Below are 24,367 nucleotides of genomic sequence, written 5' to 3' on the forward strand. Positions count from 1 at the left end.
TACCTCAGTACTTGAGCAGGTTGGCGTCGTCGACCGAGGCCGAACGACGGGTGCGGAAGATGGCCATGATGATCGCCAGCCCGATGACCACCTCGGCCGCGGCCACCACCATCACGAAGAAGGCGGCGATCTGACCGTCGAGGTTGCCGTGCTGGCGGGCGAAGCTGACGAACGCGAGGTTGGTCGCGTTCAGCATCAGCTCGACACACATGAAGACGACGATGGCGTTACGGCGTACCAGCACGCCCAACGCTCCGATACTGAAAAGGATCGCCGCGAGCACGATGTACGGCTCGGTGGTCATGCCTTCTCTCCTTCGTCAGCGGCGTCGAAGTCCTCGCCCGCGTCGAGTTTGCGGACCTCTTCGACGTCCGCGCGCTCCTCGGTTTCGGGGAACACGGTGCCACGTGCCTGCAGCACACGCGACACCGAGGTCGGTGCGATCGACCCGTCCGGCAGCAGCGCGGGCGTGTCGACGGCGTTGTGCCGGGCCAGTACGCCGGGAGTCGGCAGCGGACCCGGGTGGATGCCCTGCTCGGCGTACTTGCGGATCCGCTCCTCGGCGTGGTCGCGCTGGGTCAGCTTCTTGGTCAGCCGCTCACGGTGGGCCAGCATCATCGCGCCCATCGCGGCGGTGATCAGCAGCGCCGACGTGACCTCGAAGGCCCAGACGTACTTGCCGAACAGCAGCGCCGCGATCGCCTTCGGGTTCCCGTCCGGCTGCGCGTCGGCCAGGCCGGTCGGGTGCGCGAAGGTCGCGTTCCCGACGGCGGCGAGCAGCAGTACGCCGAAGGCGATGAAGGCGATCCCGGCGAGCAGCCGCTGACCGCGGATCGTTTCGACCAGCGAGTCGGACGCGTCCACGCCGACCAGCATCAGCACGAACAGGAACAGCATCAGGATCGCGCCGGTGTAGACGATGATCTGTACGGCGAACAGGAACGGTGCGTCCTGAGCGGCGTACTGCACCGCGAGGCAGATCATCACGGTCGCCAGCAGCAGCGCCGAGTGCACCGCCTTACGAACCAGGATCATCCCGATGGCGGCCAGGATCATGACCGGAGCCAGCAGCCAGAACGCGACCTGCGGGCCGGTGACCATGGCGATCATTTGGCGTCACTCCCCTCGGCCGGTACGGCGGCACCGGTCAGACCGAGGTAGTAGTCCTTGTCGGTCGCACCGAGCTGCATGTCGTGCGGCGGCTCCTGCATGCCCGGGAGCATCGGCGCCAGCAGGTCCTTCTTCTCGTAGATGAGGGACTCGCGGGTGCTGTCGGCCAGCTCGTACTCGTTGGTCATCGTGAGCGCCCGGGTCGGGCAGGCCTCGATGCACAGACCGCAGAGGATGCAGCGCAGGTAGTTGATCTGGTAGACGCGCCCGTACCGCTCACCAGGAGAGAACCGGCCACCCTCGGTGTTGTCCGCGCCCTCGACGTAGATCGCGTCCGCGGGGCAGGCCCACGCGCACAGCTCGCAGCCGATGCACTTCTCCAGCCCGTCCGGCCAGCGGTTCAGCTGGTGCCGGCCGTGGAACCGGGGCGCGGTCGGCTTCTTCTCGAACGGGTACTGCTCGGTGAACGTCTTCCGGAACATCGTCCGGAAGGTGACCCCGAATCCGGCGACCGGATCCCAGAGGGACTCTTTGAGACTAGCCACGGCTGCCTGCCTTCGATTTCGGCTCGGACTCTTGACTCGGGAGCGGTGGGGGCACCGGGAACCCGCCGGCGAAGGCGTCGAACTCCTTGCCGTCGGCCACTTCGGCCTGGTCTTCTTCCTTGGGCTTCTGCGGGATCGCGCTCAGCGCCAGCGCGATCACCAGGACGACGACGGCCGCGATCGCCAGCGTGGTCCGGCTGAAGTTGGTCTCCCGGCCGACCGCGCGAACGGTGGCGACCAGCAGGATCCAGGCCAGCGAGATCGGGATCAGGATCTTCCAGCCGAGCTTCATGAACTGGTCGTACCGCAGTCGCGGCAGCGTCCCGCGCAGCCAGATGTAGAAGAAGATGAAGCACATCAGCTTGCCCAGGAACCACAGCACCGGCCAGTAGCCCGAGTTCGCGCCGTCCCAGATCGAGATCGGCCACGGCGCCCGCCAGCCGCCGAGGAACAGCGTGGTGGCCAGCGCGGACACGGTCGCCATGTTGATGTACTCCGCCAGGAAGAACATCGCGTACTTGATCGAGGAGTACTCGGTCAGGAAGCCGGCCACCAGCTCGCCCTCGGCCTCGGGCAGGTCGAACGGCGCCCGGTTGGTCTCGCCGACCATCGAGATCACGTAGATCACGAACGACGGGAACAACAGGAACCCGTACCACCCGGGCAGCGAGATCGTCGCGCCGAACCAGTGCACGGTCTGGTGCGACTGCGCCGCCACGATCTCCGAGGTGGACAGCGAGCCGGCGAACAGGAACACCGTCACCAGCGCCAGGCCCATCGCGACCTCGTAGGAGATCATCTGCGCGCTGGACCGCAGGCCACCGAGCAGCGAGTACGTCGAGTTGGACGACCAGCCGCCGAGCACGATGCCGTAGATGCCGATCGAGGCGATCGCCATCACGTACAGCACCGAGACCGGCAGGTCCGTCAGCTGCAGCCGGGTGTAGGTGTCGGTCCACGGGATCTTCACCGTCGGCCCGAACGGGATCACCGCGAAGGTGAGGAAGGCCGGGATGGCGACGATGGCCGGCGCCAGGACGAAGACCAGCCGGTCGACGCCCTTCGGCATCAGGTCTTCCTTGAGCATCAGCTTCACGCCGTCGGCCAGCGACTGCAGCAGACCGAAGGGTCCGTGCACGTTCGGGCCGATCCGGTGCTGCATCTTCGCGACGACCCGGCGTTCCCACCAGATGTTGAAGAGCGTCAGCACCACCAGGAAGACGAAGATGAAGAGGACCTTGATCAGGATCACCCACCAGGGGTCGTGACCGACCCCCGCATCCGGCACGGCGAGTGGGATGGTCATGCGTTCCCTCCGGCGATCGTCACGATCGAGCCATGGTCTGCGTGCAGTGACCGGCGGACGTGGGAGTCGGCCGAGTTGGTCGGCAGCCAGACCACGTTGTCGGTCATCGGGGTGATCAGCACCGGCAGCCGGATCGTCCCGGCGTCGGTACTCACCACCAGCTCGTCCCCGTCGGCGACACCGATCCGGTGCGCGGTAGTGAGCGAGATCCGGGCGACCGGCGTCCGGGCGGTCGCGGTCAGGTGCGGCTCACCGTCGCAGGCCCGGCTGTCGTCGATCAGCATCCGCCAGGTCGCGAGCCGGGTCGAGTCGAACGCACCGAGAGCCGGACCGGCCTGGTACGTCGGCTCCTGGGCTCGGCCGCCGTCCCAGCGGCCGAGCTCGTCGAACTCCTGCTTCGCGCCGCCCGGCGTACTGAAGCCGAGCGAGTGGCCCATCTCCTGCGCCAGCGCGGCCAGCGCGCGGACGTCCGGCATCGCGGTCGGCACCTTGAGCACCACCGGGAACGGCCGCTCGCGACCCTCCCAGTTCACGAAGGTGCCGGACTTCTCCACCGGCGGAACGACCGGGAAGACGACGTCGGCGTACTCGGTCACCTGCGAGTTGCGAACCTCGAGGCTGACCACGAACGGCGCGGCCTCGAGCGCGGCCAGCGCCGCGGCCGGGTCGGGCAGGTCGTCGATCTCGACCCCTGCGACCACCAACGCCTCCAAGGCTCCGGCGCTCGCGAGGATCTCGGTCAGGTCCTTGCCGGTCTCGCCCGGCAGGTTCTCCACATCCCAGGCAGCCTGCAGGTCGACCCGCGCCTGCGGGTCGGTGACCAGCCGGCCACCGGGCAGCAGCCCCGGCAGGCATCCGGCCTCGAGCGCACTCCGGTCACCCGCACGCCGCGGGATCCAGGCCAGCTGCGCGCCGGTGTCGAGCGCCAGCCGCAGCGCGGCCGAGTACCCACCCGGGACGCTCGCCAGCCGCTCGCCGACGACGATGATCGAGTCGGCACCGAGCGCGGCCCGGGCAGCAGCCCCGGCCTCGCCGATGTTCCCGAGATCCCCGAGTACGGCGGCTTCGGTGCCCGGCGACGCCTGGACGACGACCCCGTCCAGCTTCTCGATACCCCGCGACGGGTACGCCGCGATGGTGAACACCTTGGTCCCGTGGGACCTGACGCCCTTGCGGACCCGGAGGAAGACCGACGGCGCCTCTTCCTCGGGCTCGAACCCGGCGAACAGCACAGATCCGGCCTGCTCCAGGTCGGCGAACGTCGTACCCAGGCCGGTGCCGGCCACCGCGGCGGCGAGGAAGTCCGCCTCCTCCGCGGAGTGCGGCCGGGCCCGGAAGTCGATGTCGTTGCTGCCCAGGGCGACCCGGGCGAACTTCGAGTACGCGTAGGCGTCCTCGAGGGTCAGCCGGCCACCGGTCAGCACCGCCGCGTTGCCGCGGGCCGCGGCAAGCTTGTCGGCTGCGAAGGTCAGCGCCTCCGGCCAGGACGCCGGCCGCAGCTCGCCGTCCTCACGGATCATCGGGTGGGTCAGCCGGTCGCCGGTGTTCGCGTAGTTGAACGCGAACCGGTCCTTGTCGGAGATCCACTCCTCGTTGACCTGCGGGTCGTCGCCGGACAGCCGGCGCATCACCTTGCCGCGCCGGTAGTCGACCCGGATCGCCGCACCGGACGAGTCGTGCTCGGCCACCGACGGCACCGACACCAGGTCGAACGGCCGCGAGCGGAACCGGTACGCCGCACTGGTGAGCGCGCCGACCGGGCAGATCTGGATCGTGTTGCCGGAGAAGTAGCTCTCGAACGGCTCCTTCTCGTAGATGCCGACCTGCTGCAGCGCACCGCGCTCGACCAGCGCGATGAAGGGGTCACCGGCGATCTGCTCGGAGAACCGGGTGCAGCGCGCGCAGAGGATGCAGCGCTCGCGGTCCAGCAGAACCTCGGCCGAGATGTTGATCGGCTTCGGGTAGGTGCGCTTGATCCCGTGGGTCTCGGCGAACCGGGACTCACCGGCACCGTTGCTCATCGCCTGGTTCTGCAGCGGGCACTCGCCGCCCTTGTCGCAGACCGGGCAGTCGAGCGGGTGGTTGATCAGCAGGAACTCCATGTTCCCGTGCTGGGCCTTGTCCGCGACCGGCGAGCTGACCTGGGTCCGGACCACCATGCCGTCGGCGACGGTGATCGTGCAGGACGCCTGCGGCTTCGGCATCCCGCGGCCGTTCCCGGCGTCGGTGATCTCGACCAGGCACTGCCGGCAGGCGCCGACCGGGTCGAGCAGCGGGTGGTCGCAGAACCGCGGGATCTGGATCCCGATCTGCTCCGCCGCCCGGATCAGCAGGGTGTTCTTCGGAACCTTCACCTCGATGTCGTCGATGGTGAGGGTGACCAGATCGGTACGCTCCACCTCCGACCCAGCCGGCGGGTTCGCTTGGATCGTCATGCGCTAGCTCCAGCGGTCGCGAAGACAGTGCTTGCCATCGGGTCGAACGGGCAGCCGCCGTTCTCGAAGTGCGCCAGGTACTCGTCCTTGAAGTGCTGGATCGAGCTGGCGATCGGCGCGGTCGCACCGTCGGCCAGCGCGCAGAACGAGCGGCCGGTGATGTTCTCGCACAGGTCGAGCAGGGTGACCAGGTCTTCCTCGGTGCCGTTGCCGTGCTCCAGCCGCTCGAGGATCTGCACCAGCCACCAGGTGCCCTCGCGGCACGGGGTGCACTTGCCGCAGGACTCGTGCTTGTAGAACTCGGTCCAGCGCAGCACCGACCGGACCACACAGACGGAGTCGTCGAAGATCTGCAGCGCCTTGGTGCCGAGCATCGACCCGACCGAGCCGACGCCCTCGTAGTCCAGCGGTACGTCGAGGTGCTCCGCCGTCAGCAGCGGCGTGGACGAACCACCCGGCGTCCAGAACTTCAGCGTGTGACCGGCCCGGACTCCGCCGGCGAGGTCGATCAGTTCGCGCAGCGTGATGCCCATCGGGGCCTCGTACTGCCCCGGGCGGGTGACGTGCCCGGACAGCGAGTACAGCGTCATGCCCTTGGACTTCTCGGTGCCCATCGAGCCGAACCAGTCCGCGCCGTTCTTGACGATGGCGGGAACCGACGCGATCGACTCGACGTTGTTGATAACAGTGGGGCAGCCGTACAAGCCCGCGACAGCAGGGAACGGAGGACGCAGCCGGGGTTGACCGCGACGTCCTTCGAGCGAGTCCAGCAGCGCCGTCTCCTCGCCACAGATGTAGGCGCCGGCGCCGGCGTGCACGACCACGTCGAGGTCGTAGCCGGTGCCGAGGATGTTCTGGCCGATGAAGCCCGCGTCCTTGGCCTCCTGGACCGCCTGCTGCAATCGGCGGACCACGTGCAGCACTTCACCGCGGACGTAGATGAACGCGACCGACGCGCGGATCGCGTAGGACGCGATGACGACGCCCTCGACCAGCGTGTGCGGCGAGGCCATCATCAGCGGGATGTCCTTGCAGGTGCCCGGCTCGGACTCGTCCGCGTTCACCACCAGGTACTTCGGCTTCGGGTTGTCCTGCGGGATGAAGGACCACTTCATCCCGGTCGGGAAGCCCGCGCCGCCACGACCGCGCAGACCGGAGTCCTTGACGGTGGCAACGACATCGGCCGGCTGCATGGTGAACGCCGTACGCAATGCGTCGTACCCACCGGAACGCTGGTACGACGCGAGCTGCCAGGACTTGATCTGGTCCCAGTTGTCGGACAGCACCGGGGTCAGCGTGTCAGCCATGGTCAGTCCTCCTTCTGGGCGTCGGCGTTGGAGGAGCCGCCGGGAGCGGTCCAGTTGCGTTCGCGGGCCAGCCGGAGGCCAGCCAGCGTCGCCTTGCCACCGGTCGGGCCTTCGTCGGCGCGGCCGTCCGTGAAACCGGCCAGCACCCGCTCGGCCTCGCGCCAGGTGCAGATCGTCGCACCGCGGGGCGACTTCACCTCGTTGCCCTCGCGCAGGTCGTCGACCAGCTTGGTGGCCGACTCCGGCGTCATGTCGTCGAAGAACTCCCAGTTCACCATCATCACCGGCGCGTAGTCGCAGGCGGCGTTGCACTCGAGGTGCTCGAGGGTGATCTTGCCGTCCTCGGTCGTCTCGTCGTTGCCGACGTCGAGGTGCTGCTTCAGCCGGTCGAAGATCAGGTCGCCGCCCATCACCGCGCACAGCGTGTTGGTGCAGACGCCGACGTGGTAGTCGCCGACCGGGCGGCGCTTGTACATCGTGTAGAAGGTGGCCACCGCGGACACCTCGGCACCGGTCAGCCCGAGCAGGTCGGCGCAGATCTCGATGCCCTCCGGGGTGACCCGGCCCTCCACCGACTGCACCAGGTGCAGCATCGGCAGCAGCGCCGACTGGGCTTGCGGGTACCGCGCCATCAGCTCGCGCATCTCCGCGATGGTGGCGTCGGTGATCTTCGAGTCGCCGGTGCTGTACGGCACCGGCTTGTCGGTTGCAGTCGCGTGGTTCTCGGCCATTTAGCGGTCCACTCCACCCATCACCGGGTCAAGGCTGGCGACAGCGACGATCACGTCGGCGACCTGGCCGCCCTCGCACATGATCGGCATCGCCTGCAGGTTTGCGAAGGACGGGTCACGGAAGTGCACCCGGAACGGTTTGGTGCCGCCGTCGGAGACGACGTGCGCGCCGAGCTCGCCGCGCGGCGACTCGATCGCCACGTAGGCCTGGCCGGCCGGCACCCGGAAGCCCTCGGTGACCAGCTTGAAGTGATGGATCAGCGCCTCCATCGACTCGCCCATGATGTGCTTGATGTGGTCGAGCGAGTTGCCCATCCCGTCGGCGCCGACAGCCAGCTGGCTCGGCCAGCCGATCTTCTTGTCGGCCACCATCACCGGGTCGCCGTCCATCTTCTCCAGCCGGTCGGCGCACTGCTCGACGATCTTCAGCGACTCGTGCATCTCCTGCAGCCGGACCCGGAACCGTCCGTACGAGTCCGAGCTGTCCCAGGTCGGTACGTCGAAGTCGTACGTCTCGTACCCGCAGTACGGCTGCGACTTGCGCAGGTCCATCGCGTACCCGGTGGAGCGCACCGTCGGCCCGGAGATCCCGAGCGCCATGCAGCCGGCCAGGTCGAGGTATCCGACGTTGTCCAGCCGGTGCTTGAAGATCGGGTTCGCGTTGCAGAGCTCGGCGTACTCCTTGAGGTGCTTGTTCATCCAGGTGATGTACTCGCGGATCTTGTCCAGCGCACCCGGCGGCAGGTCCTGCGCGACCCCACCCGGCCGGATGAACGCGTGGTTCATCCGCAGCCCGGTGATCAGCTCGAACAGGTCCAGGGTCTTCTCACGCTCCCGGAAGCCGATCGTCATCACGGTCAGCGCGCCGATCTCCATCCCACCGGTGGCGATGCAGACCAGGTGGCTGCTGATCCGGTTGAGCTCCATCAGGAGCACCCGCATCACGTTGGCCTTCTCCGGGATCTGGTCCTCGATCCCGAGCAGCCGCTCGACCGCGAGGCAGTACGCCACCTCGTTGTGGAACGGCGCCAGGTAGTCCATCCGGGTGACGAAGGTGACGCCCTGCACCCAGGAGCGGAACTCCATGTTCTTCTCGATGCCGGTGTGCAGGTAGCCGATGCCGCAGCGGGCCTCGGTCACCGACTCGCCGTCGAGCTCGAGGATGAGCCGGAGTACGCCGTGCGTGGACGGGTGCTGCGGGCCCATGTTGACGACGACGCGCTCTTCGGGCTCCTCGTCGAGGCCGGCCACCACCGAGTCCCAGTCCTGGCCGGTGACGGTGAAGACCTTGCCCTCGGTGGTGTCCCGGGTGGTCGCGTACGGATCTGTGGCAGTCATTAGTTGTACGACCTCCGCGTGTCGGGCGGTGGGATGACGGTGCCCTTGTACTCGACGTCGATACCGCCGAGCGGGTAGTCCTTGCGCTGCGGGTGCCCCGGCCAGTCGTCGGGCATCTGGATCCGGGTCAGCGCCGGGTGCCCGTCGAAGACGATGCCGAAGAAGTCCCAGGTCTCCCGCTCGTGCCAGTCGTTGGCCGGGTAGACCGAGACGATCGACGGGATGTGCGGGTCGCCGTCGGGCGCCGACACCTCCAGCCGGATCCGGCGGTTGTGGGTGATCGAGAGGAAGTGATAGACGGCGTGCAGCTCGCGGCCGGTCTCGTGCGGGTAGTGCACCCCGCTGACGCCGGAGCAGAACTCGAACCGCAGCGCCTCGTCGTCGCGCAGGTGCTTGCACACCTCGACCAGGTTCTCCCGCGTGATGTGCAGGGTCAGCTCGCCGTGGTCGACCACGACCTTCTCGATCGAGCCCTCGGCGACCAGGCCCTCGAGCCGGTCGGTGGCCCCGTCGAACCAGGAGCCGTACGGCTTCGGCGTACTGCCCGGCAACAGGACCTGGCGGCGCAGGCCGCCGAAGCCCGAGGTGTCACCGGTGCCCTGGACACCGAACATGCCCTCGCGCTGATCGATCACCTCTGGCGTGCCGCCGTCACCAGCCGACGGCGTCGCCGGAAGGTTCTCCGGTTGGGTATCGCTCACCGCAGCAGACCCTTCATCTCGATCGTCGGGGCGGCGGTCAGGGCCGCTGCCTCCTGCTCGGTCTGCAGCGCCTTCTTGTGCGCGCCGAGCTTCATGTGCTGGATCTGGTCGTGGATCTTCAGGAACGCGTCCAGCAGCATCTCCGGCCGCGGCGGGCAGCCGGGCAGGTACATGTCGACGGGTACGACGTGGTCCACGCCCTGGACGACCGCGTAGTTGTTGAACATGCCGCCCGACGAGGCGCAGACGCCCATCGCGAGCACCCACTTCGGACCGGGCATCTGGTCGTAGATCTGACGCAGTACCGGAGCCATCTTCTGGCTCACCCGGCCGGCCACGATCATCAGGTCGGCCTGCCGCGGCGACGCCCGGAAGACCTCCATGCCGAACCGGGCGGCGTCGTACCGCGGCGCACCGGTGGTCATCATCTCGATCGCGCAGCAGGCCAGCCCGAAGGTTGCCGGCCACAACGACGCCTTGCGCATGTAGCCGAGCAGTCCTTCGACGGTGCTCAGCAGTACGCCGGCCGGAAGCTGTTCCTCAAGACCCATGTCAGTCCCACTCCAGTCCGCCGCGGCGCCACACGTAGGTGTAGGCGACGAAGACGGTGACGATGAAGATGACCATCTCGACCAACCCGAACAGGCCCATCTGGTCGAAGGCGACCGCCCACGGGTAGAGGAAGATGATCTCGATGTCGAACACGATGAACAGCATCGCGGTGATGTAGTACTTCACCGGGAAGCGGCCACCGCCGACCGGCTGCGGGGTCGGCTCGATGCCGCACTCGTAGGAGTCCAGCCGGGCCCGGTTGTAGCGCTTCGGGCCGACCAGCGCGCTAATGGTGATGCTGCCTGCGACGAAGAGCGCCGCGAGCACACCGAGAGCGAGAATCGGTGTATAGGGGTGCATCGCTGCGTGCTCCCTCCTTCAGCCGGTGATCTGTATGTGTCTTTGGATATCAGTACGTCTGTGGCTCAGCTCACTCGCCCCGCCGGTCAGGCGGCTGGAGCGAGTTTGGTGAGCCCGTTGATGATCTTGTCCATCACGTCGCCGTCGCGCGGGTCGGTGAGGTTGGCAAGCAACTTCAAGGTGAACTTCATCAAAGTGGTGCGCGGCAGACCGTACTTCGTGCACAGCCGCATCACCTCCGGATTTCCGATCAGCTTCACGAAGATCCGGCCGAGTGTGTAGTAGCCGCCGTACTCCTGCTTCAGCGCCTTCGGGTACGCCGACAACGCGCGCTCCCGCTGGTTCGACTGCCGGTGCAGCGCCTGCGCGGCGACCTCCGCGGCGAACGCGCCGGACTCCATCGCGTACGGGATGCCCTCGCCGTTGAACGGGTTGACCATGCCGCCGGCGTCGCCGAGCAGCATCAGTCCGCGGGTGTAGTGCGGCTGCCGGTTGAAGCCCATCGGCAGCGCGGCACCCCGGATCGGGATGGTCTGGAACTCGTCGGTGAACTGCCACTGCGGCGGCGTGTTCTTCAGCCAGGCCTTCAGCAGGTCGGCGTAGTCGACCTTGCCGAACGCGTCCGAGGTGTTCAGGATGCCGAGCCCGACGTTGACCGTGCCGTCGCCCATCCCGAAGATCCAGCCGTACCCGGGCAGCAGCACCTTCCCGCCCGGCTGCTTCGGGTCGTCGGCCCACAGCTCCAGCCAGGACTCGAGGTAGTCGTCGTTGGTCCGCGGGCTGGTGAAGTACGTCCGGACGGCGACACCCATCGGGCGGTCGTCGCGCTTGTGCAGCCCCATCGCGATGCTCAGCCGGGACGAGTTGCCGTCGGCCGCCATCACCAGCGGCGCGCGGTACTCCACGTCCGCACCGGAGCGCCGGCCGTTGTCGTCGACCGGCTTCGCCGTGACGCCGACGATGAAGCCCTTGTCGTCCAGGATCGGGGCGCCCACGTTGGTCCGCTCGCGCAGCCGCGCCCCGGCCTTCACGGCCTGCCGGGCGAGCATGTCGTCGAAGTCCATCCGGTTCCGGGTCAGGCCGTAGTTCGGGTGGCTGGCCAGATCCGGCCAGTCGAGCTGGAGCTGGTGCCCGGCGCCCTGGATCCGGAGGCCGTAGTTGCGGATCCAGCCGGCCTCTTCGGAGATGTCGATGCCCATGTTGATGATCTGCTTGGTGCCGCGCGGGGTCAGCCCGTCACCGCACACCTTCTCCCGCGGGAACGCGGTCTTCTCCAGCAGCAACACGTCGAGTCCGGCGTTGGCCAGGTGGTACGCCGCTGCCGATCCGGCGGGTCCGGCACCGACGACGATCACATCGGCGGTCTCCGCCTGCTGCCCGCTCGGGACGCTCTGGCTCATCTCTCCGGCCTGGATGTTCTTGGGGGGCGTGTGCGCTCGTGAATGACTTCACGAACCCTCTTCACTCGACAGTCTAGGACTGCCTGACTCGGACACGAAACTCACCCCAACCCCCTTGCAGGCAAGCCAATTACGCATAATTTCCGTTGCGTAATTAACTGGGCTTGACGGCGCGGTGGATTGCCACCAGACCACCTGTCAGGTTGCGCCACTGGACCCGGGTCCAGCCGGCGGCCTCGATCGTGCGGGCCAGCGGTTCCTGGGCCGGCCAGGCGCGGGTCGACTCGGCCAGGTACTCGTACGCGTCGGGGTTGCTGGACACCGCCTTCGCGACCACCGGCACCGCGCGCATCATGTACTCCAGGTACACCACGCGGAACGGCTTCCAGGTCGGATGCGACTGCTCGAGTACGACGAGCCGGCCGCCGGGCCGGGTCACCCGGAGCATCTCCTTCAGCGCGACCGTGACGTCGTTCACGTTCCGCAGCGCCCAGGAGATCGTCACCACGTCGAAGCTGCTGTCCGCGAACGGGAGCCGGAGCGCGTCCCCGGCGATCAGGTCGAGCTCGGGGTGCCGGCGCTTGCCGACCCGGAGCATGCCGACCGAGAAGTCGCACGACACCACCTCGGCGCCGGCCTCCCGCAGCTTGATGCTGGACGCGCCGGTCCCGGCAGCCAGGTCGAGGATCTTCATCCCCTTCCGCGGCGCGACCTCCTTGAAGGTCTCCGGTCGCCAGTAGTGCTTCTCCAGACCCATCGTCGCGACCGCGTTGGTCCGGTCGTACCCCTCGGCCACGTTGTCGAACATGGCCGCCACCGCCTGCGGCTGTTTGGTCAGATCTGCGCGGGTCACCTGTCTAGTTCATCACGGGGCTGAGCGGCACCGAAATTCGCTGGACACAGGGCAGGCATACGCTTGCATCTCGTGAGTGCATCTCTGGTGTCGTCTGGCCCGCAACCCGGGGCCGCAGCGCGAGCGAGGAGTGGTCTCGTGAGTTTGTCCGAACCGGTCCGCAGTCAGGCTCCGAGCCTGGTGGTCCGCAGCCAGCCCGTCGAGGGCGTGGCGGCCGAACTACTGGACCATCTACCGCCCGAGGGTGGGCTGGCCTGGGTCCGGCGCGGCGACGGGCAGGTCGGCTGGGGAGTCGCCGCCCGCCTGGACGTTGCCGGCAGCAACCGCTTCCAGGAGGCGGTGAGCTGGTGGCAGGAGCTGACCGCGACCGCGGTGGTTCGCGACGAGATCGGCGTACCAGGCTCCGGACTTGTCTGCTTCGGGTCGTTCGGGTTCACCGACGAAGACCCGAGTGAACTGGTCGTCCCCGAGGTGATCGTCGGCCGCCGCGGCGGGATCACCTGGGTGACCACGATCTCGCCGGCCAGCTCGCTGACTGCGCCGCCCGAGCTGGTCGCGCACGAGCCGTCCCCGGTGTACGACGTGACGTTCGCGGACGGCGCCCGTACCGGAACCGCCTGGTCGAGCATCGTCGCCGACGCGGTCCGCCGGATCACCGGCGGCGAGCTCGACAAGGTGGTGCTGGCCCGCGACCTGATCGCGATCGCCGAGCAGCCGATCGATCTGCGCTGGCCGCTGCACCGGCTCGCATCGGCGTACCCGAACTGCTGGACGTTCTCCGTCGACGGCCTGATCGGCGCCACCCCGGAGCTGCTGGTCCGCCGGGAGAAGGGCCTGATCACGTCACGGGTGCTGGCCGGGACCATCCGCCGTACCGGAGACGACGCGCACGACCTCGCGCTCGCCGCGTCGCTGGCCCGGTCGTCGAAGGATCTCGAGGAGCACGAGTACGCCGTCCGCTCGGTGGCCGAGGCGCTCGAGCCGCACTGCAAGTCGATGAACGTCCCCGAGACCCCGTTCGTACTGCACCTGCCGAACGTGATGCACCTCGCCACCGACGTCGCCGGAGTCGCCGCGAACGGCGCGAACGCGCTCGGCCTGGCCGCCGCGCTGCACCCGTCGGCAGCGATCTGCGGTACGCCGACACCGGTCGCGCGCGACCTGATCGGCGAGATCGAGGGGATGCAGCGCGGCCGGTTCAGCGGACCGGTCGGCTGGATGGACGCCGCGGGCGACGGCGAGTGGTGCATCGCCCTGCGCTGCGGTCAGGCCGACTCCGACGACCCGCGCCGGATGCGCCTGTTCGCCGGCGCCGGCATCGTGGCCGGATCCAACCCGGACGCCGAACTGGCCGAGACGAACGCCAAGCTGGTGCCGATGAGAGACGCTCTAGGAGACTGAACCTTGAAGCTCACGAAGTTTGCGCACGCCTGTGTCCGGCTGGAGAAGGACGGGAAGGTCCTGCTGGTCGACCCGGGATCGTTCAGTGAGGACGCCGCGTTCGAGAAGGCCGACGCGATCCTGGTCACGCACGAGCACCAGGACCACCTCGACGTCGACCGGGTCGCGGCGCTCAACGTACCTGTTTACACGAACGCCGGCGTCGCGGCGCAGCTGACCGCGCTCGGCGACCGAGTGCACGTGGTCGAGGGCGGGCAGTCGTTCGACGCGGCCGGTTTCTCGGTCAGTGCCTACGGCAAGGACCACGCGGTGATCCTGCCCGAGTGGGGCGTGCCCTGCGAGAACATCGGCTTCCTGATCGACGACGCCGTCTACCACCCCGGCGACTCGTTCACCCAGCCGGACCGCGCCGTACACACCAACCTGGTGCCGATCTCCGGCCCGTGGTTCGCCCTCCCGCCGGCCGTCGAGTACGCCCGCACGATCAAGTCCGAGCAGCTGATCGGCATCCACGACGCCCTGCTCAGCCCGATCGGCCAGAGCATGTTCTCCCGCTTCCTCAACTCCGACGAGCGCCCTTACCTCGGCCTCGCGCCGGGCGACGTCACCGAGATCAACTGAAGTCGACGTCGACGAAATCGGCCACCGGGCGGTAGCCCGCCTGGTGGTAGATCTTGTTCGACGTGGGGTTGGTCAGGTCGGTATAGAGGCAGGCCTGGTTGCCGTCGGCAAGGATCTTTGCTGACACGTGGCTGGTCAGAGCACCGGCGTACCCGTGCCGTCGGTGCTCTGGTGGCGTGTAGACCGGACCGACCCGACTGACGCCGAAGAGCGGAACGCGGCAGCCGACCATGCTGACGGGCTCGCCGTCGACGTCCCAGATCCACATGCTCTGCTGCTCCAACTGACGCGCGGCCCACTTCCGCTGGCCGGTCAGCAGCTCCTCGGGGAAGCCTTCGTGCCCCCAGCCGGCGACCAGGTCGACCTCGTCGGCGTTCATCAGGCGTGGCGTGCCGCGATCCGCCTCGAGCGGGGTGAGCTCGATCAGCTCGTGCAGGCGAGTGCCCTTCGACTCGACCGCCCGGCCACCGCGGCGCTCGCACCACCGCTCCCCGAACCTGACCGCGGCGGGCCGATCCCCCGCGACTCCCGGGAGCGCCGGCAGTACGTCGGCGTACGCATCGGCGATCGGCTCGGCGAGGTCCTCGCGGAGCGCACCGAGATAGACACCGCGGCCCGGCGTCCGCATCGCGACCCCGACCACGTCCGGGTCGTGCACGGAGACGTAGTACGACGGCGCGGACTCGGCTCCGGCCGAACCGTTCGCCCGGTCGCGGACGTTGGTCATGATGATCGTGTGCAGCACCGGATCCTGTTGCAGGAAAGGAAACACGGTCTGCTCGAACGCCTGCGGATCGCTCGTCACCCGGACATCCATGCCGGGAGCGTACGCCTGGGGACGATTGTTGGTCGCCCGGATTTACACTGCGAACATGTCGACTACGCGGTTGTTGCTGCTCGGCGTCGTGCGGATCTTCCAGCCGGCGTACGGGTACCAGTTGCGGCGTGAGTTGATGACGTGGAACGTGCAGAGCTGGGCGAACATCAACCCCGGCTCGATCTACACCGGCCTCCGCACGCTGGCCAAGCACGGCTACCTGCAGGAGATCGAGCAGGACGGCGCCCAGCGGCCCGGCCGGATGTCGTACAAGCTGACCACCGACGGCGAGACCGAGTACTTCTCGCTGCTCCGCGGCATGCTGTGGACCGTCGACGGCTTCCACCCCGACAAGATGCAGGCCGCCCTCAGCTTCCTGTGGTCGCTCCGTCGCGACGAGGTCCTGACCGCCCTGGAGGCCCGCATCACCCAGCTCGAGACCTGGCTGAAGGCCGAGCCGTTCTCCGAGCGGCAGATCCTCGAGGACCCCGGCACCCCCAACCATGTGATCGAGATGTTCCGGATCACCTCCGCGCGGGACAACGGCGAACTCGAGTGGACCCGCGGGTTCCGCCAGCGCATCCAGGAGGGCGCCTACGCCTTCGCCGGCGAACCCGCGGACTGGAAGCCGTACCCCGGCATGGTCACGCACTGGGGCGAGATCCCCAACCCACCCACCGACTGACCGCTCAGTTCCCCTTGACTGCGAGGCGCGACAGGCGGATCGCGGAGATCAGGAAGAAGATGCCGCCCAGGACGGCGTACCCGGCGATGGTTGAGACTGATGGGTTCGGCTTGCCTGCCATCAGGATGAAGCTCGAGCCGGCGAGGACGGAGATGCCGCCGCTGAGGATCATCGCCCACTGGCCGCCGAGCCTGTAGCGCCGGATCGCGAGGACGAGCTGCACGATGCCCGCGGTGATCGCCCAGGCGCCCCACACCCGCAGAACGCTCGGGATGCCGGAGCTGGCAGCAACAGCCAGTCCGATCGCGGTGAGCAGGCTGAGCGCCATGTTGAGGTACAGCGGCGCTCGCGGTCGCGTCGTACCCGAAGAACGGAAGTCGATGACCGCCGCCGCGACATCGAACAGCGGATAGATCACCAGCAGGGTGACGCTGGCCGCGTTGAGTTTCGAAGCAGTGACTGCGATCAAGACGGCCCAGATGACGGCGAAGCCGAAGCGGACGTAGTACAGCTTCCGCAGGTCCTTGGTGCTGCTGGCGGTCTCGGCCACGTCGATGGAGGTGGACATCAAGTTCCTCTTCCAGATAGATAGAACGATCGGTCTACTTCGACCTTGGCGGATGCCCGCACGGATGTCAAGACCGACCGTTCTATCTGCTACCGTTTCGGCAGATCAGGAACGGGAGAAACGGATGTCGGAAGCACGAGCGCGACTACTCACCACGGCCAGCGGGTTGTTCTACTCCGAGGGCCTTCATTCGGTCGGCATCGACCGCATCATCGCCACTGCAGGCGTGACGAGAGCCACGCTGTACAGGCATTTCCCGAGCAAGGACGACCTCGTCGTCACCTACCTGACCCAGGCCGACGAGCTGATCCGCACGCGGGTGGACGCCGCGCGGACCGAGAGCACATCCCCCGAGGACGTCATTCGAGCTGTCGGTCGGTTCATCGCCGACGACATCCAGAGCACCGGGTTCCGCGGCTGCGCGTTCCTCAACGCCGCCGCCGAATATCCCGACCCGACCCACCCGGTCCACCAGGCGGTCCTCAAGCATCGGCAGTGGTTCCTGGACACGATGACCGAGCTCTTCACCGAGACGGGGAAGCCCGATCCGCAGCCCGCCGCCCGGCATTTCGTCATGCTGCGGGACGGCGCCATGACGGCCGGCTGCCTGACCGACCCGAAGCCGATCTGCGAGACGTTCCTGCGCGGGACCGAAGGACTCCTCACCTACCGGAGTCGCCGGCAGCCCGACTGACGGCGAGGATCAAATGGGCGTTAATCAACATTGACTAGTCAAAGTTGATCACTCACACTTGTCCGCATGATGATCGAAGCACGCGGACTCGTCCGCACCTTCAAGACCAAGCGCGGGCCGGTGCAGGCCGTGCAGGGGGTAGACCTCGATGTGGCCGACGGGGAGATCGTCGGCTTTCTCGGCCCGAACGGGGCCGGTAAGACCACGACGATGCGGATGCTGGCGACCTTGATCAAGCCGACCAGCGGGACCGCGACCGTGGCCGGTTGTGATCTCGCCAAGGACCCGGTCGGCGTACGCCGCGGTATCGGGTACGTGCCGCAGAGCGGATCCACGTTGCCCGAGGCGGTCGCCGGCGACGAGGTCGTCGATCACGCCCGGCTGTACGGCGTACCGAAGGCGAAGGCGGCCGCAGACGGTCAGCGACTGTTCGACGAGCTCGACCTGCCCGGCCTGTGGCGGCGGCAGTGCAAGACGCTGTCCGGCGGTCAGCGTCGACGGCTCGACATCGTGATGGGCCTGATCCACGACCCGAAGCTGATCTTCCTGGACGAGCCGACCACCGGCCTCGACCCGCAGGCGCGGGCCAACCTCTGGGAGCACATCCGCGGCCTGCGCGAGCGCGGCGCGACGATCTTCCTCACCACGCACTACCTCGACGAGGCGGACGCGCTCTGCGACCGGATCCTGGTGATCGACCACGGCAAGATCGTGGCCTCCGGTTCGCCCGACAACCTGAAGCAGCAGGTCTCCGGGGACGCGATCCGGCTGAGCCTGGCCGACGGGACTCAGGCGCCGTCGGTGATGAAGATCGTCCAGGAACTCAACGGCGCGGTCGAGGTCGAGACCGACGACGACGTGGTCGGTTTCCGTATCCAGCGCGGCGGTTCGGTGCTTCCGGGCCTGCTCCGCTCGATCGATGCCCAGGGCATCGAGTTGCACGGGGTCGAGGTACACCGGCCGACGCTCGACGACGTGTTCCTGACCGTGACCGGCCGCTCCCTTCGGGACGAAGACCCCACCGCTCCCCTTGAGAAGAAGGAAGAGGCCGTCGCATGACTGTCCTCCGCGAAACGTGGATCGTGTTCCATCGGGCGATGCGGCTGTCGCTGCGGAATCCGATGTGGTCGATCCTGATGCTCAGCCAGCCGTTGATGTACCTGTTCCTGTTCGGCCCGCTGCTGAAGCCGATCACCGCGCAGATCAGCCAGGGCACCACCACGAACCCTTACCAGGTGTTCATTCCCGGCCTGATCGTCCAGCTCGGCATGTTCGGCGCGATGTTCGTCGGCTTCGGCCTGATCGCGGAGTATCGCGCCGGCGTGATCGAGGCCGACCGGGTCACGCCGGCGTCCCGGATCGCCTTGATGGCAGGCCGGGTACTGCGCGATGTCGTCGTACTCGTGGTCCAGTCGATCCTCCTGCTGGTCGCCGCGATCCCACTCGGCCTGCGTGCTCCGTGGGGCGGCGTACTGCTCTCGCTGGTGATCGTCGCGCTGCTCGGCGCCACGTTCGCCTCGCTGTCGTACTCCGTCGCGCTGATCACCAAGAGCGAGGACGCACTGGCTCCGCTGCTCAACGGCATCGCGATGCCGTTGCTGCTGCTGTCCGGCATCCTGCTGCCGATGCAGATCGGTCCGACCTGGCTGCAGCGGCTGTCCGACATCAGCCCGTTGAAGCATGTCGTGAACGGCGTCCGCGCCTTGTTCCGTGGCGACATCGGCAGCTCGTCGTCGCTGTGGGGACTGTTCTGGGTGGTGCTGCTGACCGTGGTCGGACTTGCTGTCGGAGCACGCACGTTCCGCAAGGAATCCGCTTGATGTTCATCAGTGAGTTGCATGGCGGGGTTACGGTCCGGCCATGCGCTCGCCGATGGTTCGTGGGCTTGTCGGCTCTGTCGTAGTCGCTCTGGCGAGTCTGGTGACGTCGGTGGTGCCGCCATCCTCCTGGGTTGCTGCACTACCGGTCACCGGAGACCTGCGGCACTCCTTGCTCGGTCGCATGGTCGGGTTGACGTTCATGGTCGCCGGGCTCGGGCTGATGGCCTGGGCCTGGCTGACCGTGGGCCGCCGGGTCATGGCCGGCGAACGGCTCCCGCTGCTCCGAATGACGGCGTACTGGAGTGTGCCGCTGCTGCTGACGCCACCGCTGTTCAGCCGGGACGCCTGGAGCTATGCGGCTCAGGGCGCACTCGTCGCCAAGGGCTACAACCCGTACGACGTGGGTCCCGGCGTACTGTCCGGCCACATCATCGAAGCGGTCGACCCGATGTGGATGCGGACACCGGCGCCCTACGGACCCCTGCCGCTCGCGTACGGCGGTCTGGTCGCCCACCTCACCATGAACCCGTACACGCTAATGCTGGCGCACCGCCTCCTCGCCGTACTGGGCATAGTGCTCATCGCCTGGGCCGTACCGCGTCTGGCGACCGCATGTCGGGTCGACCCGGCCTTCGCTACCTGGCTGGTCGTGCTGAACCCGATGCTGATCACCCACGGCATCGGCGCGGCCCACAACGACGTACTGATGCTGGGGCTGGCCTGCAGCGCCTTCGCAATCGCACTGACCGGACACTGGGGTACGGCGGCAGTCGTAGCAGGAGCCGCGGCAGCGGTGAAGCTGCCAGGCGGGCTGGTGGTGATCGCTATCGCCGCAGTGATGAGTCCGCTGGCCGGACGACTGCTTCGGTTCGCCAGTCTGGCGATCGCTGGGGCTGTTTCGGTGCTGACGCTCGTCACCATCGGTGCGTTGGCCGGTGTGGGCTCTGGGTGGTTCGGCGCGCTCGATGTGCCTGGACTGGTTCGGTCGCCGTTCTCCCTGGCCAATTTGGTAGGTATGGCGGCTTCCGGCGTACTCGGCTGGCTGGGTGAGGACACTGCGGCAGCGCAGGCGCTCCAGATCGTCCGACTGGTCGGCATGATCGCTGCGCTTGGTCTGATCGCGGTGCTGAGTCTTAGGTCGTCGATCCATTACGCGGCGCGGGCGGTCGGTATCGCGCTGCTGGCAGTGGTCGTGCTCGGCCCGAGTGCGCACGACTGGTACTTCCTGTGGTGCCTGCCATTCCTGGCCGTGGCCCGGCCCGGTCGCAAGCTCACGACGATCATGACCGCGATCAGTCTGATCTTCACGATCGCGGCTCCGCTCAACTCGTCACTGCGCGGCGCGACGATCCCGATTCTGACGACGACCGCGCTGGTCATCGCGATGGTGTTGCCGCTGCTCAACGACCTCCGCACGCTGCATCCTGCGCGGAAGACACCGAAGGTCCCAGTTACAACTACTTGAGTGCTGCAACCATTGCCTCGCCGAGCGGCCGGTGATCACCCCGGGAGATCCGGACCTCGACCACATCGATCCCCGCGACCGTCGGAGTCAGCGCAGCCCGCAACTCATCGACTGTCTCGACCAGCCGGTACGGCGTACTGGTAGCGGCACACAGTGCGCCGAGCTCGACGTTGTGCGGCGTACCGAAGACCCGCTCGAAATGCGTGCCGTGGCTCGGATCGCCTTGTTCGAGCGTCGAGAAGATCCCGCCGCCGTTGTCGTTGACAACCACGATCCGCAGGTCCGGCCGGGCCTCCTCCGGTCCGATGATCAGCCCGTTGCTGTCGTGCAGGAAGGCGAGATCGCCAATCAGCGCGTACGTCGGACCCGCATTCGCCAGCGCGGCTCCGACGGCCGTCGAGATCGTGCCGTCGATACCGGCCAGGCCGCGGTTCGCGATCGTGCGGATCGGGACGACCGGGGCGAGGTCGAGGTCGCGGATCGGGTTCGAGGAGGCGACGACGAGCATCCCGTCGGCACCGACTGCCTCGCCGACAAGCGCTGCGACCCGCGGTCCGTTCAGGCTGTCCGCGAGTACCTTGTCGATCTCCGGGCGGGCCAGCTGGTCGGCGTGCTGCCATCGCTCGAGCCAGTCGGTCGTGTCGGCGCCGGTGACCTCGAGGCCGGTGACGACGGACGCGGCGCGATGAGCCGGGTCCGACCACGAACCGGTCGGCGAAACCACGATCACCTCGACGTCCGGCCTGGCGAGCAGCTTCGAGATCGGCCGAGACAGCGTGGGGTGGCCGAACACCAGCACCCGCTCGACCTCGCTCCCCAAAGCGCTTGCCTGCAGCAACAACCGGTACGCCGAGATGACCGCCGGACCGGTCCGGGCCCGGCTGGACGGCTCCGCGAACAACGGCCACCGACCCGCCTCTGCCGCCGACCGCGCGGCCTGCGACGCACCATCGCCCGCGACCACCACCGTCTTCGGTCCGGGAGCTACAGCGGCCGGACGCCCTGCTGCAGCATGCACAGCGGTCCACGGCCCAGTGCTGCGTCCATCCAGCGCCTCAGGCCACTCCGGCCCATCGGTCGGGACCAGCGGCTCCGACAACGGGCAGTTGAGCTGCACCGGTCCCGGGTCGGCAGAACGGGCACCTACTGCGTTGGCCACCGCCCGTGCGACCTGCGAGCGCCAGTACGCCACCTGACCGATCTCACGAACCGGAGTACCCATCTCGTGGAACAGCCGGACCGCAGAGCCGAACACCTTGAGCTGGTCGGTCGTCTGGTTCGCACCACTCCCCCTGAGTATCGGCGGGCGGTCGGCGCTCAGAACGATCAACGGCAGACCGCTGTGCGACGCCTCGAGTACGGCCGGGTGCAGATTGGCCACCGCCGTACCGGACGTGGTCACCACCGGCACCGGCAGACCGCTGCCACGCATCAGTCCGATGGCGAGGAATCCCGCCGTACGCTCGTCGATCCGGACATGCAGCCGCAGCCTGCCGTCCCGGTCGGCCGCCGCGAACGCCAGCGCGAGCGGGGCGCTGCGGGAGCCGGGAGACACCACGGCCTCGCGTACGCCGCAACGGATCAGCTCGTCGACCACCACAGTCGCAAAGGCCGTGGACGGGTTCATCCGGCACTCCTTACTCGGGACAGGCGTTCTTCCCACACCTTGGTCCGCTCCGCGTCGGCTCTTGCCGCTTCCAGCAACTCTGGGGCCGGCACGACACGCTTGACCGGCAGGAAGCCATCGACTGCAACTAGTGGCTCGGCAACTACTTCGCTGGTGAACATCGAGACCGTCGCCAGTCCACACGCGTACGGAAGGTCAGGAAGCGCGGCCGCCAACGCGACGCCGGCGGCAATGCCCACCGAGGTCTCCAACGCCGACGACACCACTACCGGCAGTCCGATCTGCTCCGCAATCCCAAGGCAGGCGCGAACACCGCCGATCGGCTGCACCTTGAGTACGGCGATGTCCGCGGCGTCGAGCTTCTTCACCAGCAGTGGATCCTCGGCCCGCCGGATCGACTCGTCGGCTGCCACTGGTACGTCGGTCCGCCGTCTGACCTCGGCCAGCTCTTGAACGGTCGCCGTTGGCTGCTCGACGTACTCCAGGTCGAAACGCTGCAACTGCTTGAGACTCCGCACGGCCTCGTCGACGGACCAGGCGCCGTTGGCATCGATCCGCACCCGGCCGGCGCCGATCGCGTCCCGCACTGCCTCCACGCGCGCTAGGTCGTCCGCCAGGGTTTGACCCGGCTCAGCGACCTTGACCTTCGCCGTACTGCAGCCACTCGCCCTGACGATCTCCGCAGCCTTCTCCGGACCGACCGCGGGCACTGTGCAGTTGACCGGCACCAGGTCTCGCACCGGCGCCGGCCAGCCGACCTCGGCCGCCTCCCGCGCAGCCCGCAACCAGGAGACGCAGGTGGCGTCGTCGTAGTCCAGGAACGGACTCCACTCCGCCCAGCCCGCCGGCCCTTCGAACAGCATGCCTTCGCGAACGGTGATGCCACGAAACTTGTTCTTCAAACCGATCGAGTACGTGATCACCGCACTCCCTCCAGCAGCCGCTGCCGATCAACCTTGCCCGAGGCAAGCATCGGCAACGCCTCCAGCCGGACCACGTCGCGCGGCGCCCAGGTCCGCGGCAACGTCTCGCTAACCCAGTCCCGCACCTCATCGAGCCCAGGCTTACCAACGACGAACGCGACCACCCGACTCCCCCACTCAGCGTCGGGAACCCCCAGCACTACGGCGTCCTTCACCTGCGGATGCTCGAGCAGTCGAGCCTGCACGGTCGTCAGCGTGACGTTCACTCCGCCAGAGATCACCACATCGTCCACGCGACCGATCACCCGCAGCCGGCCGTCGACGAGCTCGCCCCGGTCCTGCGTCCGGAACCACCCGTCGTTGAGCACCTCAGCGGTCAGCTCCGGGTTCAGGCGATACCCCGAGAACAGCGTGCTGCCCTTGATCAGGATCCTTTGGTCGTCGCCGAGCTCGATCGACGTACCGTCCAGCGGCACCCCGGCGTACACACACCCGCTCCCGGTCTCGGTCATCCCGTACGCCGGAATCGCGGTGACGCCGGCCTCCGCGGCCCGGACCTTCAACGGCTCCGAGGTCGAAGCACCGCCGATGATGATCGCGTCGAACGACCGCAGCGCGTCCAGATCCGTCTCCAGGTAGCGGGCCAACTGAGTCGGGACCATCGCCGTGTACCGCCGTACGCCGGTCATCGCGGCCGCGCTCTCGGTGAGGCTGTCTCCCAGCATCACCGGGGTCGTCCCAGCGACCAACGACCGGGTGAGGATCTGCAGACCGCCCACGAAGTACGGCTTCATCGGCAGCAGCCACTGCCCCGGACCGCCGAGGCGATCGTGGGTGGCGGTCGCCGAGGCGATTAGGGCCTCCCGCGACAACAGCACGCCCTTCGGCTCGCCCGAGGACCCGGAGGTGGTCAGGACCACCGCGCACCCGTCCTCGAGCGGCTGGTCCGGTGCGGCGGCTTCCTTGACTCGAGCGGCCCCGACGGAGTCCTCCGGCACAGGCGCGAACGGCGTACCGCTGCCGTCCAGCACACCGGCGAGCGCCGCCAACACCCCGTCCGGCGTACCCGGAACCAGTCGCAACCTAGCCATGACACACCGAGCGTACG

Annotated in this window: 25 protein-coding genes; 7 read left to right on the forward strand and 18 right to left on the reverse strand. The window is 67.9% G+C overall.

Translation table 11 applies throughout. The annotated features are described in order from the left end of the window. Positions 1-4 precede the first annotated feature (4 nt). The 13 genes from nuoK to EV650_RS19140 all read right to left on the reverse strand — a co-directional run bounded on the left by nuoK (position 5) and on the right by EV650_RS19140 (position 12,638). Complete coding sequence (nuoK, locus tag EV650_RS19080) at positions 5-304, reverse strand: NADH-quinone oxidoreductase subunit NuoK (protein ID WP_130384807.1); 300 nt, start codon at positions 302-304, stop codon at positions 5-7. Next, positions 301-1,110 (reverse strand): NADH-quinone oxidoreductase subunit J, encoded by an 810-nt coding sequence (locus EV650_RS19085; protein WP_134120399.1) that lies wholly within the window; start codon positions 1,108-1,110, stop codon positions 301-303. Before EV650_RS19085 ends, nuoK begins: the two co-directional genes overlap by 4 nt. Then, entirely contained in the window at positions 1,107-1,655 is a 549-nt protein-coding gene (gene nuoI, locus EV650_RS19090) for an NADH-quinone oxidoreductase subunit NuoI (RefSeq protein WP_134120400.1), read from the reverse strand. Before nuoI ends, EV650_RS19085 begins: the two co-directional genes overlap by 4 nt. Beyond that, positions 1,648-2,961 (reverse strand): NADH-quinone oxidoreductase subunit NuoH, encoded by a 1,314-nt coding sequence (gene nuoH / locus EV650_RS19095; RefSeq protein ID WP_134120401.1) that lies wholly within the window; start codon positions 2,959-2,961, stop codon positions 1,648-1,650. The genes nuoI and nuoH overlap by 8 nt, the downstream gene beginning before the upstream one ends. Further along, positions 2,958-5,396 (reverse strand): NADH-quinone oxidoreductase subunit G, encoded by a 2,439-nt coding sequence (locus EV650_RS19100; protein ID WP_134120402.1) that lies wholly within the window; start codon positions 5,394-5,396, stop codon positions 2,958-2,960. Before EV650_RS19100 ends, nuoH begins: the two co-directional genes overlap by 4 nt. Further along, positions 5,393-6,703: an NADH-quinone oxidoreductase subunit NuoF gene (nuoF, locus tag EV650_RS19105; RefSeq protein ID WP_134120403.1), complete on the reverse strand. Its 1,311-nt coding sequence runs from the start codon at positions 6,701-6,703 to the stop codon at positions 5,393-5,395. The genes EV650_RS19100 and nuoF overlap by 4 nt, the downstream gene beginning before the upstream one ends. 2 nt (positions 6,704-6,705) lie before the next feature. Continuing rightward, positions 6,706-7,434 (reverse strand): NADH-quinone oxidoreductase subunit NuoE, encoded by a 729-nt coding sequence (gene nuoE, locus EV650_RS19110; protein ID WP_134120404.1) that lies wholly within the window; start codon positions 7,432-7,434, stop codon positions 6,706-6,708. Beyond that, positions 7,435-8,772, reverse strand: a complete 1,338-nt coding sequence (locus tag EV650_RS19115) for an NADH-quinone oxidoreductase subunit D (protein WP_134120405.1) — start codon at positions 8,770-8,772, stop codon at positions 7,435-7,437. Then, the gene (locus tag EV650_RS19120) at positions 8,772-9,473 is read right to left on the reverse strand and encodes an NADH-quinone oxidoreductase subunit C (protein ID WP_134120406.1); all 702 of its coding nucleotides are present in this window, start codon (positions 9,471-9,473) and stop codon (positions 8,772-8,774) included. The genes EV650_RS19115 and EV650_RS19120 overlap by 1 nt, the downstream gene beginning before the upstream one ends. Further along, positions 9,470-10,024, reverse strand: a complete 555-nt coding sequence (locus EV650_RS19125) for a NuoB/complex I 20 kDa subunit family protein (RefSeq protein ID WP_134120407.1) — start codon at positions 10,022-10,024, stop codon at positions 9,470-9,472. The genes EV650_RS19120 and EV650_RS19125 overlap by 4 nt, the downstream gene beginning before the upstream one ends. Before the next feature lies 1 nt (position 10,025). Next, positions 10,026-10,385 carry an NADH-quinone oxidoreductase subunit A gene (locus EV650_RS19130; RefSeq protein ID WP_134120408.1) on the reverse strand — a complete coding sequence of 120 codons (360 nt, stop codon included), beginning with the start codon at positions 10,383-10,385 and terminating at the stop codon, positions 10,026-10,028. A gap of 86 nt (positions 10,386-10,471) precedes the next feature. Continuing rightward, entirely contained in the window at positions 10,472-11,785 is a 1,314-nt protein-coding gene (locus EV650_RS19135; RefSeq protein ID WP_134120409.1) for a geranylgeranyl reductase family protein, read from the reverse strand. 154 nt (positions 11,786-11,939) lie between these two features. Beyond that, on the reverse strand, positions 11,940-12,638 hold the full coding sequence (locus EV650_RS19140) for a demethylmenaquinone methyltransferase (RefSeq protein WP_134120410.1): 699 nt from the start codon (positions 12,636-12,638) through the stop codon (positions 11,940-11,942). 138 nt (positions 12,639-12,776) lie between these two features. Between EV650_RS19140 and EV650_RS19145 the strand changes: the two genes are divergently transcribed. Together EV650_RS19145 and EV650_RS19150 are read left to right on the forward strand one after the other, a co-directional pair. Continuing rightward, positions 12,777-14,039, forward strand: a complete 1,263-nt coding sequence (locus tag EV650_RS19145) for an isochorismate synthase (RefSeq protein ID WP_134120411.1) — start codon at positions 12,777-12,779, stop codon at positions 14,037-14,039. A gap of 3 nt (positions 14,040-14,042) precedes the next feature. Next, complete coding sequence (locus EV650_RS19150; protein WP_134120412.1) at positions 14,043-14,660, forward strand: MBL fold metallo-hydrolase; 618 nt, start codon at positions 14,043-14,045, stop codon at positions 14,658-14,660. On the opposite strand, the gene EV650_RS19155 is transcribed toward EV650_RS19150, so the two are convergent. Continuing rightward, positions 14,653-15,477, reverse strand: a complete 825-nt coding sequence (locus EV650_RS19155; protein WP_134120413.1) for a GNAT family N-acetyltransferase — start codon at positions 15,475-15,477, stop codon at positions 14,653-14,655. The genes EV650_RS19150 and EV650_RS19155 overlap by 8 nt on opposite strands. A 55-nt stretch (positions 15,478-15,532) precedes the next feature. Between EV650_RS19155 and EV650_RS19160 the strand changes: the two genes are divergently transcribed. Then, positions 15,533-16,162 carry a PadR family transcriptional regulator gene (locus EV650_RS19160; RefSeq protein WP_134120414.1) on the forward strand — a complete coding sequence of 210 codons (630 nt, stop codon included), beginning with the start codon at positions 15,533-15,535 and terminating at the stop codon, positions 16,160-16,162. 4 nt (positions 16,163-16,166) lie between these two features. Here the strand turns inward: EV650_RS19160 and EV650_RS19165 are convergent, their stop codons facing one another. Next, a complete protein-coding gene (locus tag EV650_RS19165) occupies positions 16,167-16,730 on the reverse strand; it encodes a hypothetical protein (protein WP_134120415.1) in 564 nt (187 codons plus the stop codon). Between the two features lie 124 nt (positions 16,731-16,854). On the opposite strand from EV650_RS19165, the gene EV650_RS19170 reads away from it, so the two are divergent. The 4 genes from EV650_RS19170 (at position 16,855) to mptB (ending at position 20,709) form a co-directional block, all read left to right on the forward strand. Beyond that, a complete protein-coding gene (locus tag EV650_RS19170) occupies positions 16,855-17,424 on the forward strand; it encodes a TetR/AcrR family transcriptional regulator (RefSeq protein WP_134120416.1) in 570 nt (189 codons plus the stop codon). A 66-nt stretch (positions 17,425-17,490) separates the two neighbouring features. Further along, on the forward strand, positions 17,491-18,483 hold the full coding sequence (locus EV650_RS19175; protein ID WP_134120417.1) for an ABC transporter ATP-binding protein: 993 nt from the start codon (positions 17,491-17,493) through the stop codon (positions 18,481-18,483). Further along, positions 18,480-19,244 carry an ABC transporter permease gene (locus EV650_RS19180; RefSeq protein WP_134120418.1) on the forward strand — a complete coding sequence of 255 codons (765 nt, stop codon included), beginning with the start codon at positions 18,480-18,482 and terminating at the stop codon, positions 19,242-19,244. The genes EV650_RS19175 and EV650_RS19180 overlap by 4 nt, the downstream gene beginning before the upstream one ends. Positions 19,245-19,284: 40 nt before the next feature. After that, the gene (gene mptB / locus EV650_RS19185; protein ID WP_134120419.1) at positions 19,285-20,709 is read left to right on the forward strand and encodes a polyprenol phosphomannose-dependent alpha 1,6 mannosyltransferase MptB; all 1,425 of its coding nucleotides are present in this window, start codon (positions 19,285-19,287) and stop codon (positions 20,707-20,709) included. On the opposite strand, the gene menD is transcribed toward mptB, so the two are convergent. From menD to menE, 3 genes are read right to left on the reverse strand one after another with little or no spacing between them, the layout of a single operon-like run. After that, positions 20,702-22,336 carry a 2-succinyl-5-enolpyruvyl-6-hydroxy-3-cyclohexene-1-carboxylic-acid synthase gene (gene menD, locus EV650_RS19190; RefSeq protein ID WP_134120420.1) on the reverse strand — a complete coding sequence of 545 codons (1,635 nt, stop codon included), beginning with the start codon at positions 22,334-22,336 and terminating at the stop codon, positions 20,702-20,704. The genes mptB and menD overlap by 8 nt on opposite strands. Continuing rightward, positions 22,333-23,259: an o-succinylbenzoate synthase gene (locus EV650_RS19195; RefSeq protein WP_134120421.1), complete on the reverse strand. Its 927-nt coding sequence runs from the start codon at positions 23,257-23,259 to the stop codon at positions 22,333-22,335. The genes menD and EV650_RS19195 overlap by 4 nt, the downstream gene beginning before the upstream one ends. After that, on the reverse strand, positions 23,256-24,350 hold the full coding sequence (gene menE / locus EV650_RS19200) for an o-succinylbenzoate--CoA ligase (protein WP_134120422.1): 1,095 nt from the start codon (positions 24,348-24,350) through the stop codon (positions 23,256-23,258). The genes EV650_RS19195 and menE overlap by 4 nt, the downstream gene beginning before the upstream one ends. Positions 24,351-24,367 lie beyond the last annotated feature (17 nt).

This window comes from Kribbella kalugense, from assembly GCF_004365875.1.
Classification (GTDB): domain Bacteria; phylum Actinomycetota; class Actinomycetes; order Propionibacteriales; family Kribbellaceae; genus Kribbella; species Kribbella kalugense.

Coding starts and splice junctions, on each gene's coding strand:
- EV650_RS19085 (WP_134120399.1), bottom strand. CDS start 1,110: ATGATCGCCATGGTCACCGGCCCGCAGGTCGCGTTCTGGCTGCTGGCT.
- EV650_RS19130 (WP_134120408.1), bottom strand. CDS start 10,385: ATGCACCCCTATACACCGATTCTCGCTCTCGGTGTGCTCGCGGCGCTC.
- EV650_RS19100 (WP_134120402.1), bottom strand. CDS start 5,396: ATGACGATCCAAGCGAACCCGCCGGCTGGGTCGGAGGTGGAGCGTACC.
- nuoE (WP_134120404.1), bottom strand. CDS start 7,434: ATGGCCGAGAACCACGCGACTGCAACCGACAAGCCGGTGCCGTACAGC.
- menE (WP_134120422.1), bottom strand. CDS start 24,350: ATGGCTAGGTTGCGACTGGTTCCGGGTACGCCGGACGGGGTGTTGGCG.
- EV650_RS19160 (WP_134120414.1), top strand. CDS start 15,533: ATGTCGACTACGCGGTTGTTGCTGCTCGGCGTCGTGCGGATCTTCCAG.
- nuoF (WP_134120403.1), bottom strand. CDS start 6,703: ATGGCTGACACGCTGACCCCGGTGCTGTCCGACAACTGGGACCAGATC.
- EV650_RS19115 (WP_134120405.1), bottom strand. CDS start 8,772: ATGACTGCCACAGATCCGTACGCGACCACCCGGGACACCACCGAGGGC.
- menD (WP_134120420.1), bottom strand. CDS start 22,336: ATGAACCCGTCCACGGCCTTTGCGACTGTGGTGGTCGACGAGCTGATC.
- EV650_RS19165 (WP_134120415.1), bottom strand. CDS start 16,730: ATGTCCACCTCCATCGACGTGGCCGAGACCGCCAGCAGCACCAAGGAC.
- EV650_RS19155 (WP_134120413.1), bottom strand. CDS start 15,477: ATGGATGTCCGGGTGACGAGCGATCCGCAGGCGTTCGAGCAGACCGTG.
- EV650_RS19175 (WP_134120417.1), top strand. CDS start 17,491: ATGATGATCGAAGCACGCGGACTCGTCCGCACCTTCAAGACCAAGCGC.
- EV650_RS19135 (WP_134120409.1), bottom strand. CDS start 11,785: ATGAGCCAGAGCGTCCCGAGCGGGCAGCAGGCGGAGACCGCCGATGTG.
- EV650_RS19180 (WP_134120418.1), top strand. CDS start 18,480: ATGACTGTCCTCCGCGAAACGTGGATCGTGTTCCATCGGGCGATGCGG.
- nuoH (WP_134120401.1), bottom strand. CDS start 2,961: ATGACCATCCCACTCGCCGTGCCGGATGCGGGGGTCGGTCACGACCCC.
- EV650_RS19125 (WP_134120407.1), bottom strand. CDS start 10,024: ATGGGTCTTGAGGAACAGCTTCCGGCCGGCGTACTGCTGAGCACCGTC.
- nuoK (WP_130384807.1), bottom strand. CDS start 304: ATGACCACCGAGCCGTACATCGTGCTCGCGGCGATCCTTTTCAGTATC.
- EV650_RS19170 (WP_134120416.1), top strand. CDS start 16,855: ATGTCGGAAGCACGAGCGCGACTACTCACCACGGCCAGCGGGTTGTTC.
- mptB (WP_134120419.1), top strand. CDS start 19,285: ATGCGCTCGCCGATGGTTCGTGGGCTTGTCGGCTCTGTCGTAGTCGCT.